General features: G+C 64.8%; 18 protein-coding genes. 9 read left to right on the top strand and 9 right to left on the bottom strand.

Translation table 11 applies throughout. The features are described from left to right. Window positions 1-372 precede the first annotated feature (372 nt). Window positions 373-555: a hypothetical protein gene (locus tag BTM36_RS24775; protein WP_006462830.1), complete on the top strand. Its 183-nt coding sequence runs from the start codon at window positions 373-375 to the stop codon at window positions 553-555. A 272-nt stretch (window positions 556-827) separates the two neighbouring features. Here the strand turns inward: BTM36_RS24775 and BTM36_RS24770 are convergent, their stop codons facing one another. Then, entirely contained in the window at window positions 828-2,033 is a 1,206-nt protein-coding gene (locus tag BTM36_RS24770) for a diguanylate cyclase (RefSeq protein WP_077238343.1), read from the bottom strand. Between the two features lie 343 nt (window positions 2,034-2,376). On the opposite strand from BTM36_RS24770, the gene dacB reads away from it, so the two are divergent. After that, entirely contained in the window at window positions 2,377-3,822 is a 1,446-nt protein-coding gene (dacB, locus tag BTM36_RS24765) for a D-alanyl-D-alanine carboxypeptidase/D-alanyl-D-alanine-endopeptidase (protein ID WP_077238342.1), read from the top strand. A gap of 24 nt (window positions 3,823-3,846) precedes the next feature. Here the strand turns inward: dacB and BTM36_RS24760 are convergent, their stop codons facing one another. The 3 genes from BTM36_RS24760 to BTM36_RS24750 are packed head-to-tail and all read right to left on the bottom strand — an operon-like array spanning window position 3,847 to window position 5,856. Next, window positions 3,847-4,374 (bottom strand): TPM domain-containing protein, encoded by a 528-nt coding sequence (locus tag BTM36_RS24760; RefSeq protein WP_077238341.1) that lies wholly within the window; start codon window positions 4,372-4,374, stop codon window positions 3,847-3,849. Window position 4,375: 1 nt separating this feature from the next. Further along, complete coding sequence (locus BTM36_RS24755) at window positions 4,376-5,242, bottom strand: YgcG family protein (protein WP_077238340.1); 867 nt, start codon at window positions 5,240-5,242, stop codon at window positions 4,376-4,378. 20 nt (window positions 5,243-5,262) lie between these two features. After that, the gene (locus BTM36_RS24750; RefSeq protein WP_006462825.1) at window positions 5,263-5,856 is read right to left on the bottom strand and encodes a LemA family protein; all 594 of its coding nucleotides are present in this window, start codon (window positions 5,854-5,856) and stop codon (window positions 5,263-5,265) included. Between the two features lie 165 nt (window positions 5,857-6,021). Here BTM36_RS24750 and pyrF point away from each other — a divergent pair, with 165 nt between their 5' ends. After that, window positions 6,022-6,840, top strand: coding sequence for an orotidine-5'-phosphate decarboxylase (gene pyrF / locus BTM36_RS24745; protein WP_006462824.1), 819 nt, complete (start codon window positions 6,022-6,024; stop codon window positions 6,838-6,840). Window positions 6,841-6,928: 88 nt separating this feature from the next. Here the strand turns inward: pyrF and BTM36_RS24740 are convergent, their stop codons facing one another. From BTM36_RS24740 to thiL, 3 genes are all read right to left on the bottom strand, one after another. After that, window positions 6,929-7,411, bottom strand: a complete 483-nt coding sequence (locus BTM36_RS24740) for a CinA family protein (protein ID WP_006462823.1) — start codon at window positions 7,409-7,411, stop codon at window positions 6,929-6,931. Window positions 7,412-7,543: 132 nt separating this feature from the next. Beyond that, window positions 7,544-8,089, bottom strand: a complete 546-nt coding sequence (locus BTM36_RS24735; protein ID WP_039874945.1) for a phosphatidylglycerophosphatase A — start codon at window positions 8,087-8,089, stop codon at window positions 7,544-7,546. After that, a complete protein-coding gene (thiL, locus tag BTM36_RS24730) occupies window positions 8,086-9,063 on the bottom strand; it encodes a thiamine-phosphate kinase (RefSeq protein WP_077238339.1) in 978 nt (325 codons plus the stop codon). Before thiL ends, BTM36_RS24735 begins: the two co-directional genes overlap by 4 nt. A gap of 416 nt (window positions 9,064-9,479) precedes the next feature. Here thiL and BTM36_RS24725 point away from each other — a divergent pair, with 416 nt between their 5' ends. The 6 genes from BTM36_RS24725 (at window position 9,480) to BTM36_RS24700 (ending at window position 19,096) form a co-directional block, all read left to right on the top strand. After that, window positions 9,480-11,792 (top strand): NADP-dependent malic enzyme, encoded by a 2,313-nt coding sequence (locus tag BTM36_RS24725; RefSeq protein WP_077238338.1) that lies wholly within the window; start codon window positions 9,480-9,482, stop codon window positions 11,790-11,792. Window positions 11,793-12,231: 439 nt separating this feature from the next. After that, window positions 12,232-13,584, top strand: a complete 1,353-nt coding sequence (locus BTM36_RS24720) for an MFS family transporter (RefSeq protein WP_077238337.1) — start codon at window positions 12,232-12,234, stop codon at window positions 13,582-13,584. 132 nt (window positions 13,585-13,716) lie between these two features. Beyond that, entirely contained in the window at window positions 13,717-15,525 is a 1,809-nt protein-coding gene (locus BTM36_RS24715) for an ATP-binding protein (protein ID WP_077238336.1), read from the top strand. Beyond that, window positions 15,525-16,862 carry a sigma-54 dependent transcriptional regulator gene (locus tag BTM36_RS24710; protein ID WP_077238335.1) on the top strand — a complete coding sequence of 446 codons (1,338 nt, stop codon included), beginning with the start codon at window positions 15,525-15,527 and terminating at the stop codon, window positions 16,860-16,862. Before BTM36_RS24715 ends, BTM36_RS24710 begins: the two co-directional genes overlap by 1 nt. A 146-nt stretch (window positions 16,863-17,008) precedes the next feature. Further along, window positions 17,009-17,647 (top strand): carbonic anhydrase, encoded by a 639-nt coding sequence (locus BTM36_RS24705; RefSeq protein WP_006462816.1) that lies wholly within the window; start codon window positions 17,009-17,011, stop codon window positions 17,645-17,647. Between the two features lie 264 nt (window positions 17,648-17,911). Beyond that, on the top strand, window positions 17,912-19,096 hold the full coding sequence (locus BTM36_RS24700; protein ID WP_077238334.1) for a thiolase family protein: 1,185 nt from the start codon (window positions 17,912-17,914) through the stop codon (window positions 19,094-19,096). Window positions 19,097-19,192: 96 nt separating this feature from the next. Here BTM36_RS24700 and mctP read toward each other — a convergent pair whose 3' ends face one another. Beyond that, the gene (gene mctP / locus BTM36_RS24695) at window positions 19,193-20,686 is read right to left on the bottom strand and encodes a monocarboxylate uptake permease MctP (protein ID WP_077238333.1); all 1,494 of its coding nucleotides are present in this window, start codon (window positions 20,684-20,686) and stop codon (window positions 19,193-19,195) included. Beyond that, window positions 20,686-20,865: a DUF3311 domain-containing protein gene (locus BTM36_RS24690; protein ID WP_077238332.1), complete on the bottom strand. Its 180-nt coding sequence runs from the start codon at window positions 20,863-20,865 to the stop codon at window positions 20,686-20,688. Before BTM36_RS24690 ends, mctP begins: the two co-directional genes overlap by 1 nt. Between the last annotated feature and the right edge of the window lie 37 nt (window positions 20,866-20,902).

Here is a 20,902-nt window from a genome sequence, read left to right as displayed (position 1 = left end):
CTGAAATCCTTGCTGAGGCTTAACCCGGAATTAACCGGCAACAACTGTCACCCGAACAAGTGCCCATGAGAGGGACTCCAGAAAATGAGAACGGGCGAATTCTACGCCCGCGCAGAAAACAGGGTCAAGGCAATTCACCCGATCTTGCCAAAAATTTGTGCATGTGCAACAGATGCGGTGTGGGCTGTCAGCCCTTTGTCAGGGCCGCCCGGCGGGCATCTCCGGGCGGTGCCTGCGCTGCTGTGCAGCACCGATTGTTCCCGCCGTTGCCTTGTCTTCCATGATGTGCGACCTATACTCGAAACGAGGCAAGCCCCATCAAGAGTACGCGAACCAAGCGCAAGACCAAGAAACTCGACCAGGAGACGCATCATGCCCAACCTCATCATGAACAACCTCATGTTCTTCATCCCGATGGCCCTGGCGGGCTTGTTGTTGTGCGGGGAGGTACCGGTGGCGTCACGAATGGTCCGTACCAGTTTGAGAGCAGTGGGCGCGGTCTTTGGCGCGCTGCTCGCCCTTTTAGTACTGGAGGCACTGCCAGTGCTAATTTAGCGGGCTTTCTGCGGCCCGCTTTGCCGCTCGTTGCGGCAATGGCCGGGGCATCGGTGCAGGCATTTCCAGGGAACCAGCCTATTCTTTGAGTTTGCCGATCGCCCCGCCTTGATTTCCCTAGGTCGATGTTTTCACAGTGGTCTCGTGGCGGCCCCGAAAACATCGGCCTTTTTTGCGTCTGCTTTTCTCGCCTGCCAGCGCCCTCGGGCAGATGCCCCCCGGTCACTCCATCGACCTACCCTTCCTGCAACATCGTCGCCGTTGGTCGCTGATCAGGGCGCTCCGTTCCTGCGCGCCAGGCTGGCATCCCACACCACCAGGCGATCGCGACCACTTTCCTTGGCGCAGTACATGGCGTGGTCAGCGCGCTGCAACCAGACGAAGTGGGCTTCCATGTCCGCCGAGAAGGGCACCAGCCCTGCGCTGACGGTGCAACCGTATAAATTGTTTTCATCATTTGTGCTGCGCGCCGCCTCGACCAGGCGCTGCGAGAGCTGCAGCGCTTCGGCGGGGGCGATGTCACGCAGGATGACCACGAATTCTTCGCCCCCGTAGCGACCGATGAGGTCGTCTGCCCGCAGTGCAGCACGCAGCAGGCGCGAGAAATTGCGCAAGACTTCGTCGCCCGTGAGGTGGCCGTGGGTATCGTTGATGCTCTTGAAATGGTCCAGGTCCAGCAACAGCAGGAAGGCCTGGTGACTCCCCGCGCCGCCCTGGCTGCGCTGTTCGAATTCCGCGATCAGCAGGCTTTCCCAGTAACGCCGATTGAACAGCCGGGTCAGGCCGTCGGTCTGGCTGACGATCTCGAATTCCCGTGAGCGCTCGGCCAGCTTCTTGGACATTTCATAGGTGGACTTGCCCAGCGCCAGCGGATACAACGCCATCATCGGCAGGCAGGCGAGGACGGTGGTCAGGTCGGACTGCGGCAGGAAGCGCGCATCCAGCAGCCACCAGCCCAGCGCGCAGGCGGCGATGCTGGCATACAGTCCGCGCATGAACAGGCGCAGCCCGCCGGCGGCGATATTGTCCATCGACAGCATGGAGATGATGACCGCGCAGGGGATCAGGTTGCCGTTGAGGGCGGCGATCCAGAAGCCGCCGATGGCGGCATCGATGACCAGGTTGCGCCGCTCGGCGCGATAGGGGATGGCGCTGTTGAGCGCCCAGTGGCGCGCCACGTGCGGCCACAGGTAGCCGTGGCCGAACAGCGCCAGCCAGAGTGGCCAGATCACCGGATTCTGCATGAAACCGGCTGCCACGCAGAAGAAGCCGACCCCCAGGCCGATCACGCGCAGGCGATAGATGCGCTGTACGAAGCGCACTCCCTTGCCGATCAATGCCTCCGGCGGCATGTCGTCAGCCCGCCCCGGGCGCTGGCGGTAAAGTGCCACCGGATCGACCAGCTCGCGCAGCCTACGCAGCAGCGTCGGCGGCGAGCGCGATCCGGCGCGCTGCTCGTTGTTGGAACGGGATGGCATGGTGTGCTGTTGTTCTTTCGATCCGGTCCACCCGGGGCTGGCCATCCCGGCGTAACGGCAGGGCCAGTGCGATGACGTACGTACCGATTCAAAAAAGGGGTCCGCAAGCGTAACCCCACTACCACATTGCAGGCAAGCCTGGATCGACCCGGTGTGCGCGAGCCTTGATCTGGAGCAGGGCGGGAACCCGCGCCGATGATCGTTTGTCAGTGGGATGGCAGTGTCGCACGGCGGTATGACGCCCTGATGTCCCGATGCAGCAGGGGTGACCCCTGCCACCCCCGTCGGCGCAAGCGACATTGTCGATCCCCTATAATGCCTGCTTCCCGTCGACCCGCCGATCATGTTCCGTTTCTCATCTCCTGCGCTGCGCCGCCTTTCTCTCTCGTCCTTCACGCTGGCCATCGCGCTGCTGGCGCCTGCATCGCCGCTGTTTGCGCAAGGCCTGCCGCCACCGGTGGTGGGCGCGCTGCGCGTGGCGCATATCCCGCAGCAGAACACCGGCGTGGTGGTGGTCGATGCCGAGAGCGGCAAGCGCCTGCTGGCGTCCAGCAATGTCGGCCAGCCCTTCAACCCTGCCTCGGTCATGAAGCTGGTGACCACCGATGCTGCGCTGGAGATGCTGGGCCCCACCTACACGTGGAAGACCCAGGCCTACATCGATGGCAGCCTGGCCGGTGGTGTACTCAATGGCGACCTGATTCTCAAGGGCGGTGGCGACCCCAAGCTGGTGCTGGAAAATTTCTGGCTTTTCCTGCGCCAGCTGCGCGCGCGCGGCATCAAGGACATCCGCGGCAATCTGGTGCTGGACCGCAGCTATTTCGCCGAGTCCAGTTATGACCCCTCGCAGTTCGACGGCGATCCGCAGAAGCCCTACAACGCCGGCCCCGATGCCTTGCTGCTGAACTACCGTACCCAGGCCTTCCGCTTCGAGCCGGATGCCGCCGCCGGTGTGGTCAATGTCAGCATGGACCCGCCCATGGCCGGTTTCACCATCACTCCCCCGCGCCTGTCGCAGGAGCCTTGCGGTGACTGGCAGGGCAAGCTGATGCTCAACAACGACATCAATGGTGCCAGCTTCGGTGGCACCTACGCTGCCGACTGCGGGCCGCGGGTGTGGTACGTGCACCCCTACCGCATGAACAATGCGCAGTATGTCGGCGCCAGTTTTGTCCAGATGTGGGCCGAGATGGGTGGCAGTTTTTCCGGGCGCGTGGTCAACGGGGTGGTCACGCCCTCGGCGCGGCTGATGGTGGAGGTGCAATCGCCGACGCTGCCGGAAGTCATCCGCGACATCAACAAGTACAGCAACAACGTCATGGCGCGCCAGGTGCTGCTTACGCTGGGCGCCGAGATGACCGGGCAGCCGGGCGATACCGTCAATGCCGCACGCGTCGTGCGCGGCTGGCTCAACGACAAGGGCATCGATACCAATGGACTGGCCATCGAGAATGGTGCCGGCCTGTCGCGGGTGGAGCGGGTCACGCCCTCGCTGCTGGCCAGCGTGCTGGTGCAGGCCTACCGTTCGCCGCTGATGCCGGAGTTCATTTCCTCGCTGCCGCTGGTGGGCTATGACGGCACCATGCGTCGTCGTCTGAAGACGCAGAGCGTGGCCGGCCAGGCACACATCAAGACCGGTACCCTGAACGATGTGCGCTCGATCGCCGGCTACGTGCAAGCGGCCTCGGGCAAGACCTATGTGGTGGTATTCCTGATTAACCACGCCGCCGCTCCCAATGGCCAGAAGGCGCAGGATGCCTTGCTGCAGTGGGTGTACGAGAACGGCTGAGGCGCCGGCCCCAAGGCGGCTTGTCTACAGCAGCAGGGGTTTGTCGGAGAGTTCGTTGTGGTCGCGGTCGTCATCCTGGCGCGGCATCGCCGTCTGTAGCAGCGCATGCAGGGCGGCCAGCGCTTGCAGGGTACTGGCTTCGTAATCACCCCTGGCATAACCCGCCGTCATCAGGCGGCACACCTCTCGCCACTGCTCGCGGGTGACATGTCGATTGATGCCACGATCAGCGACGATTTCCACCTTGCGGTCGGCCAGGTTGATGTAGACCAGCACGCCGCAGTTTTCTTCGGTATCCCAGATGCGGTAGTGCGAAAACAGTTCGTGGGCGCGCTGTCTGGCGCTTTCGCCGCGTCGCACGGCACCCAGTGACAAAGCGGCTTCGACAATCACGCGGACCTGCGCCCGGTGTCGTTGCTCCCCTTCGCCGATGCTGGCCTGGATGGCCTTGAGCGTGGTCGAGGGGAAGGCACGCCGCGCCGTGGTGCGGGTGCTGCACAGATGACGCAGCAGGCGCACCGGCAGGGAAGGGGATGGGGTGTTGTGAGGCATGTCACCAGTCTCCTGAAGCGCCGCCACCATCGAAGCTGCCACCACCGCCGGAGAACCCGCCACCGCCGGAGGAGCCGCCAAAGCCGCCACCGCCACCACCCCCCGAGCGCGGCCAGCCGCGTCCGGAGGCGGCCTGGCGTGCCGCTTCGTCGAGGATGCTGCCGATGATGACGCCGGCCGTGGTGGCGCGTCCCCGGCCTCGGCCCCAGTCGTTGTTGTCCAGTGTGTTGCGGGCGCCGCGGCGCGACTTCAGCAGCATGGCAAAGAACACCACCAGGAACAGCACGATCACCATCAGCGTCAACCAGCCACCACCGTCATCGGTCTGCACAGGCCCGGTGTGGCGCTGGGCGGCAGGCAGTTTTTCCTGTTCCAGCAGGGTGGTGATGGCGGTCACGCCGGCGGCCAGGCCGCCGTAGAAATCGTTCTGGCGGAAATGCGGTGCGATCACGTCTTCCAGGATGCGCTTGGATTGGGCATCGGTGAGGCTGCCCTGCACGCCGCGTCCGGCTTCGATGCGCAGGCGCCGCAGCGACTTGGGATTGTCGCGGGCGACGATGAGCAGCACACCGTCATCCACACCCTTGCGGCCGAGTTGCCAGGCATCGGCCACGCGGATGCTGTATTGCTCGATGGCTTCCGGCGCAGTGGAGGACATCAGCAGTACCGCGATCTGGCTGCCGGTGCGCTGCTCGATCTCGGCCAGCACGCCTTCCAGGGCCTGCTGCTGTTGCGGCTGCAGCAGGTGGATCTGGTCGATGACGTGGGACGACAAGGGCGGCACGGCCACCAGGCCGTCATCGGCCCGGGCCAGGCCAGCCAGGGGCAGGAGGATCAGCAGCCAGCAGGTGATGAGCAGCTTGCGCATGGTGGATCAGGGTGGGCAGATTACTTGCCGAAGTTGACCGCAGGGGCGGTCGAGATGGCTTTTTCGTTATCCACCGTGAAGGACGGCTTGACCTCGTAGCTGAACAGCTTGGCGGTGAGGTTGGTGGGGAAGCTGCGCGCCAGGATGTTGTAGTCCTTGACCGCTGCGATGTAGCGCTGGCGGGCCACGGTGATGCGGTTCTCGGTGCCTTCCAGTTGCGATTGCAGGTCGCGGAAGCTGGCGTCGGCCTTCAGCTGCGGGTAGTTCTCCGACACCACCATCAGGCGCGACAGCGCCGAGGACAGCTCGCCCTGCACCTGCTGGAACTTGGCGAAGGCCTGCGGATCATTGAGCACCTCCGGCGTGATCTGGAAGCTGGTGGCAGCGGCGCGGGCGCGGGTGACGGCTTCCAGGGTGTCCTTCTCGTGCGAGGCATAGCCCTTGACGGTGTTGACCAGGTTGGGGATCAGGTCGGCGCGGCGCTGGTACTGGTTGACCACTTCGCCCCAGGCGGCCTTGGTGGCCTCATCCTTGGCCTGGAACTCGTTATAGCCGCAGCCGGAGAGGGTCAGGGCCGTCATGGCGACGGCCAGCCAGGCGAAGAGTTTTTTCATGTTGTCTTTCCTCGTAGCAAAAGTGAAGCAATGAGAGCGCATGAGACCGGAAAATCCGCGCCAAGTGCCCGATGTTCCGGGAAAACCGCTGAACATCAGTCAAATATCGAGATCGGGCCATGCCGGCGCGCTACAATAGCGCATCTTTCAGTTAAAGGCACCACCGTGACATTCATCGAGAAACTCAACGCTGCGTGGACTTCGCGCAATTCCCTGCTGTGCGTGGGCCTGGACCCCGACCTCAAGAAATTCCCGGCCGAGCTGCAAGGCCGCCCGGACGCGATCTTCGAATTCTGCCGCGCCATCATCGATGCCACCGCCGAGGCCGCCTGTGCCTTCAAGCCGCAGATCGCCTATTTCGCCGCGCTGGGCGCGGAAGAACAGCTGGAGCGCATCTGCGCCTATCTGCGCAGCAACTATCCCGAGATCCCCCTGGTGTTGGATGCCAAGCGCGGCGATATCGGCGCTACCGCCGAACAATACGCCCGCGAAGCCTTCGAGCGCTATGACGCCGATGTCGTCACCGTCAGCCCCTACATGGGCTGGGACTCGGTCTCGCCCTACCTGGAGTGGAAGGATCGCGGCGTGATCGTGCTGTGCCGCACCTCCAACGCCGGTGGTTCGGACCTGCAGTTCCTGGAAGTCGATGGCAAGCCGCTGTACCAGCACGTGGCGCGCCTGGTGGCCGAGAAGTGGAATACCAACGGTCAGTGCGGCCTGGTGGTGGGTGCGACCTTCCCGCACGAGCTGGCGCAGGTACGCGCCATCATCGGTGACATGCCCCTGCTGGTTCCGGGCGTGGGCGCCCAGGGCGGTGACGTCGAAGCCACCGTGAAATCCGGCAGGACCGCCGCCGGCACCGGCATGATGATCAATTCCTCGCGCGCCATCCTGTACGCCAAGCCGCAGGAAGGTGAAGACTTCGCCGCGGCCGCGCGCCGGGTGGCCATCGAAACGCGTGACGCGATCAACCGCTTCCGCTGATCCTGAATCGACGGTGCAATGAAAAAGGCGGCGACTCCGATGGAGCGCCGCCTTTGTCTTGATGGGGCCGGATTCAGTCCGACCGCATTCAGTCTGCCAGCAACTTGAGCAAGCCCTTCAGCGCATGGTCCACCGTCTGCGCGCGTACCTGCTGGCGGTCGCCCTTAAAGACCAGGCGCTCGGTATAGGTCTTGTCGCCTACCCGCCAGCCGAAGCAGACGGTGCCCACCGGCTTGCCCGGCACCGCGCCACCGGGGCCGGCGATGCCGGTGGTGGAGACGGCCAGGTCCGAACTGCTGTTGGCCACCGCGCCCTCGGCCATGGCGCCGGCGATCTCCTCGCTGACGGCACCATGCTGGGCGATCAGGGCTTCGGAAATGTCCAGCAGTTCATTCTTGGAAGCGTTCGAATAGGTGACGAAACCGCAGTCGAACCATTCCGACGATCCGGCGATCTCCGTGATGGCGTGGGCAATGCCGCCGCCGGTACACGATTCTGCAGTGGCGAGCAGCAGGCCCTTGGCTTTGAGAGTCTGGCCCACGCGGGTGGCTAGGTCTATCGTGCTGTCCATGAGTGTCATCCTCGGCTGTGCCGCAGTCTCGGCCCGTCGTGCGGGGCGGACCACGGTCGGTTGATCAACTTGCGCGAACTAGCATACTCCGATGTCGGCCCTTGTTGTATCGGACAAGCGCTGATTGTTCACTTACCAGTAGGCGCGCCAGAAGGCAAAGACCAGCAGGGTATAGAAGGCGGCCAGGATGTCGTCCCACATCACGCCGAAGCCGCCCTTGAAGCGGCGGTCGAACCAGGCGATCGGCGGCGGCTTGACCATGTCGAAGAAGCGGAACACCACGAAGGCCGCGAACTGCGTCTTCAGGCTGGCCGGCGTCACCAGCACCAGCACCAGCCAGAAGGCGATGATCTCGTCCCACACCATGCTGCCGTCGTCGGGCGAGTTCAGCGCCTGGCCGGTGCGATGGCAGGCCCAGATGCCGATGATGAAGCCGGCCACGATGATGGCCAGCCAGTTGCCGGCCGTGAAGACATGCGGCCAGCGCGTGGAGAGCACTGCGAAGGAGAGCCAGGCGAACAGCGTGCCGGCGGTACCCGGCATGATGGGCGAGAGGCCGCTGCCGAAACCCTGGGCGATCCAGTGGGCCGGATGGGCCAGCATGAAATGCGCGGTCGCTTTACGTTTCTTCGGGGCGGGTGGGGGCGGCGGGGGGAAGGGCGTGGCAGCTTGGTTCATGAACGGAAATGGTCGAAGGAATCCGGCGTGTCCTGCAGGGGTTCGCCTGCCGCATCCAGCAGGCGCAGGCCGGCAGCCGCATCGATGCTGCCGATGCGGGTGACCGGCGTGCCGGCGGCCTGGGCGGCCTTGTAGACGGCATCGCGCTGGCGTACCGGAGCGGTGAAGCAGAGTTCGTAGTCGTCACCACCGGAGAGCGTAAAGCGGCGGCGCAGGTGCAGGTCGCGCTGCTGCAGCGCCGGGCCGGGCGGCAGGGCGTCCACGTCCAGCGTCGCGCCGACGCGGGAGCGCGTCAGGATGTGGCCGAGGTCACCGGCCAGGCCATCCGAGATATCGATGGCGGCGTGGGCGATGCCGCGCAGGGCCTGGCCCAGTGCCACGCGTGGGGTCGGTGCGTGCATGCGCGGCGCGGCGACGGCCAGTTCTTCCGCATTGACGGCCAGGTCGTCGCTGAATTCGCGGCGATAGCCGGCCAGTGCCAGGCGCGCATCGCCCAGGCTGCCGGAGACCCAGATATCGTCACCGACGCGCGCGGCGTCGCGGCGCAGCGCCTGCTGCGGCGGCACTTCGCCGAACACGGTGATGCTGATGGTCAGCGGCCCCTTGGTGGTGTCGCCGCCGATCAGTTCGCAGCCATGTGCGTCGGCCAGCGCCAGCATGCCCTGGGAAAATGGTGCCAGCCATTCGGCGCGGGCTTCCGGCAGGGCCAGCGCCAGGGTGAAGGCGATCGGCTGCGCCCCCATGGCGGCCAGGTCGGACAGGTTCACGGCCAGGCACTTGTGGCCCAGTGTGGTGGGATCGGCATCGGGGAAGAAGTGGCGGCCGGCGACCAGCATGTCGCTGGAAATGGCCAGTTGCATGCCCGGTGCCGGTGTCATCAGCGCGCAGTCGTCCCCCACGCCGAGCGCCGTGCGGCTGTCGGGGGCGGGTGGGCGGCTGAAATAGCGCGCAATGAGTTCGAATTCGGAAAGCATGGGGCCGATTGTAACCAATCCGTCATGGCTTCAGGCGCACAATATCCGTCAGTTCTTGTGTGCGTATTGTGAATTGCTGCGGTGCAGCGAGAGCTGGCTGGGGGGCGCTATCCAGGCTAGTTCCGTGTGTTCCTCAAAGTCTAGGGGTTTTCCCCAATACCCGTCATTGGGAGGCGGTGGCAGCCTGTCGTGCCGGAAATCAAGCTGTGCGCAAATGCGCACATCACACGGTAACCGGACGTCATCTGCCCGCTGAAAGCCCATGTTCGCGAACATCATGTGCCATTGGTGAAACGCCGCAAAGCCAGTCCCGAAAAGGCTTTGCGCGGGGCAGCATAAGGCCGTCGGCCTATGATTGAGGGCCGACCTCTGCTAGAATCGACCCCCTTCGCAAGTCAACTAGAGAATACAGAGTTATGGATTCGATGATCAGTAAGAAAGAAGAAGTGCGTCAGCAACTTCGTCAGGCAGCGCTGGATTACCACGAGTTTCCCACCCCGGGCAAGATCGCGGTCACGCCCACCAAGCTGCTGACCAACCAGCGTGATCTCTCCCTCGCGTATTCTCCCGGCGTGGCCGCGGCCTGCGAAGAAATCGTGGCCGACCCGCTGAACGCCTTCCGCTACACCGCCCGTGGCAACCTGGTGGCCGTCATCACCAACGGCACCGCCGTGCTGGGCCTGGGCAACATCGGTGCGCTGGCCTCCAAGCCGGTGATGGAAGGCAAGGGCGTGCTGTTCAAGAAGTTCGCCGGCATCGACGTCTTCGACATCGAAATCAACGAAACCGACCCGGACAAGCTGATCGACGTCATCGCGGCCCTGGAGCCGACCTTCGGCGGCATCAACCTGGAAGACATCAAGGCCCCCGAGTGCTTCTACATCGAGCGCAAGCTGCGCGAGAAGATGAAGATCCCGGTCTTCCACGATGACCAGCACGGCACCGCCATCATCGTCGGCGCCGCCATCCTGAACGGCCTCAAGGTGGTCGGCAAGGACATCAAGAACGTCAAGCTGGTGGTCTCCGGCGCGGGCGCGGCAGCGCTGGCCTGCCTGGACCTGATCGTCGACCTCGGCTTCCCGATCGAGAACATCTACGTCACCGACCTGGCCGGCGTGGTCTACAAGGGCCGCAAGGAACTGATGGACCCGGACAAGGAGCGTTTCGCCCGCGAAACCGATGCCCGTACCCTGGCCGAAGTGATCCCCGATGCCGACATCTTCCTGGGCCTGTCGGCTGCAGGCGTGTTGAAGCCGGAGATGGTCAAGCAGATGGCGGCCCGTCCGCTGGTGCTGGCCCTGGCCAACCCGACCCCGGAAATCCTGCCGGAAGAAGTGATGGCCGTGCGCGACGACGCCATCATCGCCACCGGCCGTTCGGACTATCCGAACCAGGTCAACAACGTCCTGTGCTTCCCCTACATCTTCCGTGGTGCGCTCGATTCGGGCGCCACCACCATCACCCGCGAGATGGAGATCGCCACCGTCCACGCCATCGCCGAGCTGGCCCAGGCCGAGCAGTCCGATATCGTGGCCTCCACCTATGGCATCGCCAACCTGTCCTTCGGCCCGGAATACATCATTCCCAAGCCCTTCGACCCGCGCCTGATGATCAAGATCGCGCCGGCCGTGGCGCGTGCTGCCGAGAGCTCCGGCGTGGCCGCCCGTCCGATCCAGGACATGGATGCCTACATCGAGAAGCTGGAACAGTTCGTCTACCACAGCGGCACCTTCATGCGCCCGATCTTCCAGGTCGCCAAGAAGGCCGCCGAAGCCAACAAGCGCATCGTCTACGCCGAAGGTGAAGAAGAGCGCGTGCTGCGCGCGGTGCAGGTGATCGTCGATGAAAACCTGGCCAAGCCCATCCTGGTGGGCCGTCCGGAAGTGCTGGAACAGCGCATCAAGAAGTTCGGCCTGCGCCTGCGCCCCGGCACCGACTTCGAGGTCATCAACCCCAACTTCGACAATCGCTACCGCGACTACTGGCAGAGTTTCCTGGAGATGTCCCGTCGCAAGGGCGTCACCGAGCAGTACGCCAAGCTGGAAATGCGTCGCCGCCACACCCTGATCGGCTCCATGGCGATCCACAAGGGCGATGCCGACGGCATGATCTGCGGCACCTACGGCACCACCCAGTTGCACCTGCACTACATCGACCAGGTCCTGGGCAAGCGCGAAGGCGTCAATGTCTATGCCGCGATGAATGCGGTGATCCTGCCCAATCGCCAGCTGGTGATGGTGGACACCCACGTCAACGAAAATCCCAACGCCCGCGAGCTGGCCGAGATCACCATGTTGGCTGCCGAGGAAATGCGTCGCTTCGGCCTGCACCCGCGTGCGGCCCTGCTGTCGCACTCGAACTTCGGTTCCAGCAACAGCGAATCGGCCCGCAAGATGCGCGAAGCACTGGGCATCCTGCGCGAGATCGCACCGGACCTGGAAGTGGATGGCGAAATGCACGGCGACACCGCGCTCGAATCCAAGCTGCTGCATGCAGTGATCCCGGATTCGCCGTTGAAGGGTGACGCCAACCTGCTGGTCATGCCCAACATCGATGCCGCCAACATCGCCTACAACCTGCTCAAGACCGCATCGGGCAACGGTGTGGCGATCGGCCCCATCCTGCTGGGTTGTGCCAAGCCGGTCCATATCCTGACGCCGTCGGCCACCGTTCGCCGCATCATCAACATGACCGCCCTGTGCGTCATGGATGCGCTGTCGGAGCGTTGATGGTCCGCTGATGGCGCATTGATTCAAGCGCAAGACCGCGAAAGCGGCGCATGTCGAACAGACATGCGCCGTTTTTTTTCGTCCCATCCAGCGGGGTGGTCAGGATGGATTCCCGGACATGCGGCGCGGCAGCATTCCGGGAATCCGCCCGGACTTCTGCACGTTTTTCCCTGATCCAGAAATGAAAATGCAATTAAATCAATGACTTACGTATTTTTGAGGCCCTGCCTGGTTCTTGGCACGAAGTCTGCAATAAGAGCCACAAAACAAAAGCAAAAACGGAGACAGACCTCTGATGCGGGCCAGCATCGTCCACACCCTGACGGCTGCTTGCGTCGCTCTCCTGATTGCCTTGTTCCAGTTCCACCAAAAGCAAGATGACCCGCCGCACGACCGACGCGCCAGCGCCGGGAAGGAGCGGCCCACACAGGAGATATCCATGAGCGACAACGTCAAACTGAGCGCGGCAGAGTACCGCAAGCGCATCTTCGCCATCCTCGGCGCATCCTCGGGCAACCTGGTCGAATGGTTCGACTTCTATGTCTATTCCTTCTGCGCGATCTACTTCGCGCCGGCCTTCTTCCCCAAGGGCGACGCCACCAGCCAGTTGCTCAACACGGCAGGCGTGTTCGCCGCCGGCTTCCTGATGCGCCCCATCGGCGGCTGGCTGTTCGGCCGCATCGCCGACAAGCATGGCCGCAAGACCTCCATGCTGATCTCGGTGCTGATGATGTGCGGCGGCTCGCTGGCCGTGGCCGTGATGCCGACCTACGCCACCATCGGCGCCTGGGCCCCGGCCCTGCTGCTGCTGGCACGCCTGTTCCAGGGCCTGTCGGTGGGCGGTGAATACGGCACCTCGGCCACCTACATGAGTGAGGTGGCGCCCAATGGTCGTCGCGGCTTCTTCGCCTCCTTCCAGTACGTGACCCTGATCGGCGGCCAGTTGCTGGCCGTGCTGGTGCTGTTCGGCATGCAGCAATGGCTCACCAAGGCCGAGCTGATGGCCTGGGGCTGGCGCGTTCCCTTCGTGCTGGGCGCGGTCGGTGCGCTGGTGGCGATGTACCTGCGCAGCTCGCTGGCCGAGACCTCGTCGGCCGGTGCACGCAAGAAGAAGGACGCCGGCACCCTGAAGGGCTTGCTGCAGCACAAGCGCGCCTTCCTGAACGTGGTCGGCTTCACCGCCGGTGGGTCGCTGATGTTCTACACCTTCACCACCTACATGCAGAAGTACCTGGTCAACACCGCCGGCATGGACCCCAAGGTCGCCAACGGCGTCATGACCGGCGCGCTGTTCGTCTACATGATCCTGCAACCGATCTTCGGCGCCATCTCGGACAAGATCGGCCGTCGCAATTCCATGCTCTGCTTCGCCTTCTTCGGCATGATCGGCACCTTCCCCATCCTGCACTTCCTGAAGGACGTGAGCAGCCCGGGCGTGGCCATGGCGCTGGCCATCCTGGCCCTGACCATCGTCAGCTTCTACACCTCCATCAGCGGCCTGATCAAGGCCGAGATGTTCCCGCCCGAAGTGCGTGCCCTGGGCGTGGGCCTGTCCTATGCGGTGGGTAACGCCATCTTCGGCGGTTCGGCCGAGTTCGTGGCGCTGTCGCTGAAGTCGGCTGGCGTGGAATCGGCCTTCTACTGGTATGTCAGCGCTCTGTGCCTGGTGGCCCTGATCATCAGCCTGCGCATGCCCGACCCGCAACGCCATGGCCACCTCAAGGGTGATGTCGCCATGAACCCGGACGAGCAGGACACCGCCGAGCCCGGCAAGCTGCACAAGCCGGCCTGATTGGTGTAACGCCAGCATCAGCGCAGGTTCAGCGCGGCAGCTTCGGCGGTCGCGTTATCATGTGGCCTTCAACGCGGCGCCCAGCGGGGCGCCGCGCTGCTTTTATCCCCGCGGACCTGTCACTTCGAACGCATGCGAGCCAGACGCAACCTGCTGATCCTGATCTTGTTCTTCGCCACCACGCTGCTGGTGTGCGGGATCACCTATCGCGTGGCCCTGCGCAAGGCGGCGACGGACCAGCAGAACATGGGCGCGGCGCAATTGCAGATCGCCGCGCTGGACCTGGAATCGATCCTGCAGAAGTACGAGGCCTTGCCCTTTGCCCTGGGCTTCCAGACCGATGTGCGCCAGGTCCTGCAGCATCCCGAGGACGCCCTGGCGGTGGACCGCCTGAACCGCGCCTTCAAGACCATCCAGCAGCAATCCCGGGCAGTCAATATCTTCATGCTGGATCGCCGGGGACTGACGCTGGCGTCCAGCAACTGGGACGATGAGTTCAGCTTTGTCGGGCGCGACTTCGGTTTTCGCCCCTACTTCCGCGAGGCGGTACAGGGGCGGGCAGGGCGCTTCTACGGCATCGGCAACATCTCCAGCGAGCCGGGCTATTTCATCGCGCAACCGATCTACCGGCGCCAGGACCAGGCCGAGGGTGACCTGCCCATCGGCGTCATGGTGGTCAAGGTGGACCTGGCCGAATTCGAACATACCTGGCGCAGCAGCAGCGATCCGATCACCCTGACCGATGCCGGCGGCGTGGTCTTCCTCTCCAACCGGCCGGAATGGAAATACCACAGCCTGCAGGCCCTGAGCGCGCCGGTGCAGCAGGAGCTGGCCGGCACCCACCAATATGCAGACCTGCCCATCACTCCGGTGACGGCGCTACCGCCGGCCCTGCAGCGCGGCTTCGGCACCCATGTCTCGCGCACGGTGGGGCGGCTGGGCTGGCAACTGATGCTGTTCCCTTCGCAGGCACGCATGCAGCGCACGGCCATGCTCTCGACCATGGCCGCCGCCCTGTTCATGCTGGCACTGGCCATTTCGCTGCTGGCCTGGTACCAGCACCGGCGCCGCCTGCAGGAGCGGCTGGAGTCCCGCGATGCCCTGCGCCGCGCCGCCGCGGAACTGGACCAGCGCATCGCCCAGCGTACCGAAGAACTGACCGCCGCCAACCAGGCCATCGCCACCAAGTACGCCAAGCTGCAGCAGACCGAAAGCCTCTTGCGCAGCACCCAGGACGAGCTGGTCCAGGCCGGCAAGCTGGCCATGCTGGGCCAGATGGCGGCCGGCGTCACACACGAGCTGAACCAGCCGCTGGCGGCGATTCGCGCCTTTGCCGACAATTCGGTGAAGTTCCTGGCCCGTGGCCAGCAGGCCCAGGTGGCGGAAAACCTGCAACACATCAGCAGCGCCAGCGCCCACATGGGCCGCATCATTGGCCAGTTGAAGGGCTTTGCGCGCAAGAGCGGCGATGCGCCGGTGGCGGTCGATCTGCGCCAGGCCATCGAGGCCTCGGTGCTGCTGCTGTCGGGTGACTTCGAGAAGCAGGGCGTCGAGGTACGCATCGAACTGCGCGAAGCCGTCCACGTCACCGGCGACGTGGTGCGCACCGAGCAGGTCCTGATCAATCTCTTGCGCAATGCCCTGGATGCCGTCGAAGAGGCGCCGCGCAAATGCGTCTGCGTGCTGCTGGAGGTCGATCACGCCCAGCGCCAGGCGGTGCTGCGCATCCGCGATTCCGGTACCGGCATCGCCGACGAGGTGGCCCCGCACCTGTTCGAACCCTTCTTCACCACCAAGTCTTCCAGCAAGGGCCTGGGGCTGGGACTGGCGATTTCCTCATCGATCGTGCAAGCCATGAATGGTCAGTTGAGCGCGCATAATCATGAACAAGGCGGCGCCGAATTCGTGGTGCGCCTGCCCCTGTTGAAGACGGAGAATTGATGGACAGACAAAGCGGCGCCCAGAGCGCCATCCTGATCGAGGACGAGCAGGCGGTGCGCCACGCCACCGCCCAGGCGCTGGAGCTGGAGGGTTTTACGGTGACCGCCTGCGCCAGCGCCGAGCAGGCCCTGCCTTTGCTGACCCGTGACTTTGCCGGTGTGCTGGTGACCGATGTGCGCCTGCCGGGCTGGTCCGGCCTGCAGGTGCTGGCGCATGTGGTGGCCATCGACCCCGACCTGCCGGTGATCGTGGTCACCGGCCACGGCGACGTCGGCATGGCAGTGGAGGCCATGCGTGCCGGCGCCTATGACTTCGTCGAAAAACCCTTCAGTTCGGACGGCCTGCTGGAGATCGCCCTGCGCGCCCAGGAAAAGCGCAGCCTGGTGCTGGAAAACCGCCGCCTGCGCGAAGCCTGGGCGCATGACCCGGAACTGCCGCCGCTGGTCGGCCAGTCGCCCGCCATCGAACGCGTGCGCACGCTCATCCGCAGCCTGGGACCGGCCGACGTGGATGTCCTGATCAACGGCCAGACCGGGACCGGCAAGGAAGTCGTGGCGCGCCAGCTGCATGCCGCCAGCGGCCGCAAGGGGCCGTTCGTGGCCCTCAATTGCGGCGCCCTGCCGGAAACCGTGTTCGAGAGCGAAATTTTCGGCCACGAAGCCGGCGCCTTCACCGGTGCGCAAAAGCGTCGCATCGGCAAGCTGGAATATGCCGACGGCGGCACGCTCTTCCTCGACGAAATCGAAAGCATGCCGCTGGCCTTGCAGGTCAAGCTGCTGCGCGTGCTGCAGGAGCGGCGCCTGGAGCGCCTGGGCGGCAACGAGTCGGTCGCCATCGATTGCCGCGTGATCGCCGCCAGCAAGGCCGACCTGCTGAAGCTGGCCGGCGAGGGCCAGTTCCGCGAAGACCTGTACTACCGCATCGGCGTGGTTTCCATCGACCTGCCGGCGCTGAACCAGCGCAGCAGCGACATCCCGCTGCTGCTGGCGCATTTCTGCCAGGCGGCGGCGGTGCGTTACCGGCGCGAGTCGCCCCCCTGGACGGCAGCGCAGATGCAGCAGTGGCAGCAGCGCGACTGGCCCGGCAACGTGCGCGAGCTGCGCAATTTCGCCGACCGCTGGGTGCTGGGCGTGGAACAGATTGCCGGCCTCGGTACGCGTGCCGGCGACCTGCCGTCGTCCCCCTTGCCGGAGCAGGTGGAACAGTTCGAAGCCGGCCTCATCGCCGCCGCCCTGAAGGACAGCGAGGGCAGCGTAGCGGTGGCGGCCGAACGATTGGGGATTCCGCGCAAGACGCTCTACGACAAGATTCGCAAGTACCAGCTGGCGGCCGCTTGAGGCGGGCAGGGAAGAGAAGGGAAAACGAAGCAGCCGGCGGTCCGTGCGGGTTTCGTTCGGTCGACCATTGCCGACTTGCCAAGGCGACGATTGCGATTCCGGGCGATAATGCCGGCTGTTGATCATCCAGACCAAGGCATTCCCCCATGCGCGACATCATCAATGGCTTCCTGCGCTTCCAGCAGGACGTCTTCCCCTCCCGCAAGGAGCTGTTCAAGACCCTGGCCACCGGGCAGACGCCCAAGGCCCTGTTCATCTCCTGTTCGGACAGCCGCATGGTGCCGGAGCTGGTCACCCAGCGCGAACCGGGCGACCTGTTCGTCATCCGCAACGCCGGCAATATCGTGCCGTCCTTCGGCCCCGAGCCGGGCGGCGTGAGTGCCACGGTGGAATACGCGGTGGCGCAGCTGAAGGTCTCCGACATCGTCATCTGCGGCCACTCCGACTGCGGCGCCATGACCGCCGTGGCGACCTGTGCCTGCCTGGATCACATGCCGGCCGTGCGCAACTGGCTGCACCATACGGATGCGGCCCGCATGATCAACGAATCCCGCCCGCACGCCACCGAAAAGGACCGCATCGACGGCATGGTGCGCGAGAACGTGATCGCCCAGCTGAACAACATCCGCACCCATCCCTCGGTGGCGGTGGCCCTGGCGCAGGGCCGCCTGGCGTTGCACGGCTGGGTCTATGACATCGAATCCGGCTCCATCCTGGCGCTGGATGCCGCCAGCAATACCTTCGTGCCGCTGGCCGAACATCCGGCCGCCAGCAGCGCCGACTGAGGCGCTCCTCGCTGCGCCACCACCCGCCGTCGCTCGACGGCGGGCCCCCTCCTGACCTACCGACCCCACGCCGGCAACAGCAAAACTACGAGATGCCAATCTGCGTCCGCAGTGATAGCATCTAGTAAGTTGCATTATGAAAGTAAGTTACCATCCCGCCTCTTGTCGGGATGGCAACGGTGTGCCGCTGCCTGTCAGCGCCGCCCGTCGGGTGGTCGCAGGCGGGGCATGGGTGATGAACGACTTGTGAGGAAGGAGCAGGCCATGCAGCAGGAAATCGTGATCAGTTCGCCGCGTCGCACCGCGATCGGCAGCTTTGGCGGCAGTCTGAAGGACGTCCCCGCCGTGGAGCTGGGCGCCCAGGCGATCCGGGCGGTCTTGCAGAACACCCGTATCGCCCCGGAAGTGGTCGATTCGGTGGTGATGGGCAATGTGATCCAGGCCGGCAACGCCATGAACCCGGCCCGCCAGGCTGCGATCAAGGGCGGTCTGCCGGTCGAGACCCCGGCCATGGCGATCAACCGCGTCTGCGGTTCCGGCGCCCAGGCGGTGGTGACGGCACTGGGCGAGATCAGCGCCGGGCTGTCGCGCTGTGTCATCGCCGGCGGCATGGAAAACATGGAACGCGCCCCCTATCTGCTGCCCGGGGCGCGTGCCGGCATGCGCATGGGCGATGGCGCGGTGATCGACGCCATCCTCAGCGACGGCCTCAACGACGCCTTCTCCGGCAAGCATTCCGGCTGGCATACCGAAGACCTGGTGCAGCAGTTCAGCCTCAGCCGCGAGCAGCAGGACCGCTACGCCGCGCAGAGCCAGCAGCGCTTCGCCGCCGCCCAGGCGGCCGGCTACTTCAGCCGCGAGATCCTGCCCATTACCCTCACCAGCAAGAAAGGTGAACAGATCTTCGACCAGGACGAGTCCGTGCGCCCCGACACCACGGTCGAATCGCTGGCCCGCCTGAAGCCGGCCTTCCGCAAGGATGGCAGCATCACCGCCGGCAATGCGCCCGGCGTGAATGCCGGTGCGGCGGCGATGATCGTGAGTACCCGCGAGACCGCCGATTCTTTGGGCCTGGCCCCGATGGTGGTTGTGCGCGCAGCGGCCGTCAGTGGCGTGGAGCCGGGCATGTTCGGCCTGGGACCGGTGCCGGCGATCCGCCAGGCGCTGGCCCGCGCCCGCTGGAGCCTGGGCGAGGTGGACCGTTTCGAGATCAACGAAGCCTTTGCCGCCATCGCGCTGGCGGTGCAGCGTGAGCTGGACATTCCGTCCGACATCCTCAACATCGACGGTGGCGCCATCGCCCACGGTCACCCCATCGGCGCCACCGGGGCCATTCTCATCACCAAGGCCGCCCACGCGCTGCAGCGCACCGGCCAGCGGCGCGCCGTGGTGTCGCTGTGCATCGGCGGTGGCCAAGGTATCGCCCTGTGTCTGGAAGCGCTGGCCTGAGAACCTCGCGCCACCGGCCTGGAGGAACAAAAAAGCCGAGCCCGACCACATGGGTCGGGCTCGGCTTTTCTACGACGGGCGCCCGCAGGCGCTCGCTCAGCGCTTCAGTGCGGGTTGCGAACCCTTGCCGAAGATCAGGTTGGCGATCACGGCCACGACCACGTTGAGGGTCAGGGCGATCAGGCCGGTGTAGAGGGTGTAGGTCTCGCCACCGATGATGAAGCTATGGACCGGCTTGATGCCATCGGCAAAGGCCATCCAGCTGCCTCCGACGATGCCCACGGCCCAGCCGCACAGCAGGGCGCGCGCACCGAACCAGCCGACGAACAGGCCGAACACCAGGGCCGGGAAGGTCTGCAGGATCCACACGCCGCCCAGCAACTGCAGGTCCAGCGCGAACTTGGTCGGCAGGAACAGGATGAACACCAGCGCGCCGAACTTGACCACCAGCGACACGATCTTGGCCACCTTGGCTTCGCCTTCATGGCTGATGCCAGGATTGACGTAAGGCTTCCAGAAATTGCGGGTGAACAGGTTGGAGGCACCGATGGACATCACCGCAGCCGGCACCAGCGCACCGATGGCGATGGCGGCGAAGGCGAAGCCGGCGAACCAGCCCGGGAACAGGTTGTTGAACAGCGCCGGTACCACGTCGTTGTTGGCTTGCACCTTGATGCCAGCGGCATAGGCCATGTAACCCAGCAGGGCGATCAGACCCAGCAGCACGGTATAGGCCGGCAGGAACACCGCGTTCTTGCGGATGGTATTGGCGTCCTTGGCGGCGAAGATACCGGTCAGCGTATGCGGATACATGAAGGCCGCCAGTGCCGAACCCAGGGCCAGCGAGGCGAAGGGCAGGAACTGCGTGGGCTTCAGGGTCAGGCCGGTAGCGCCACCCTTGAGGGCGAAGGCATCGCGCGCCGAGCTGAACACCGCACCGTAGCCACCCAGCTTGGCCGGCACCACCACCACCGCCACGATCACCACGATGTAGATCATGATGTCCTTGACGAAGGCGATCAGCGCCGGCGCCCGCAGGCCGGCCGAGTAGGTGTACAGCGCCAGGATCACGAAGGCCGCCAGCAGCGGCAGTTCACCGGTCAGGCCCAGGGCCTTGATGACCACTTCCATGCCGATCAGCTGCAGCGCGATGTAGGGCATGGTGGCGACCACGCCGGTCAGGGCGATGGCGAACTCCAGCGGACGCGACTGGTAGCGACCCCAGACCACATCGGCAGCGGTCACGTGACCGGCCTTGTGGGCGGCATGCCACAGCTTGGGCATGATCACGAACACGATGGGATAGACCAGGATGGTGTAGGGCAGGGCGAAGAAGCCATAGGCCCCCACCGCATAGACCAGCGCCGGCACGGCGATGACGGTATAGGCGGTATAGAAGTCGCCGCCGACCAGGAACCAGGTGATCCAGGTGCCGAAGTTGCGGCCACCCAGGCCCCATTCATCGAGGTGGGCGCCCTTGTTGCTGGGGCCGGCCATCCATTTCGAGGCCATGAAGCCCAGCACGGTGACCAGCACGAAGAAGAACAGGAAGACCCAGAGGGCGGTCCAGTGGATGTTGGTGGTCTCCATCACTCGACTCCCTTTTTCAGGCCATCACGATAGACCAGCCAGATGATCAGGGAAGTCAGCGGCACCCACGCCAGCTGATACCAGTAGAAGAAGGGGAAGCCGAACAGGCTGGGCAGTTCCTGGTTGTAGAACGGCACCCAGAGCAGGGCGAGGAAGGGTAGCAACAGCAATAGGCGCAAAGGACTCTTTACGGATGGGGCAGCGACGGACATCTGT

This window comes from Herbaspirillum sp. VT-16-41, assembly GCF_001994935.1.
GTDB lineage: Bacteria > Pseudomonadota > Gammaproteobacteria > Burkholderiales > Burkholderiaceae_D > Herbaspirillum > Herbaspirillum frisingense.
Note: the sequence above shows the minus strand (reverse complement) of the source record. Positions and strands in the feature narration are given on the sequence as shown.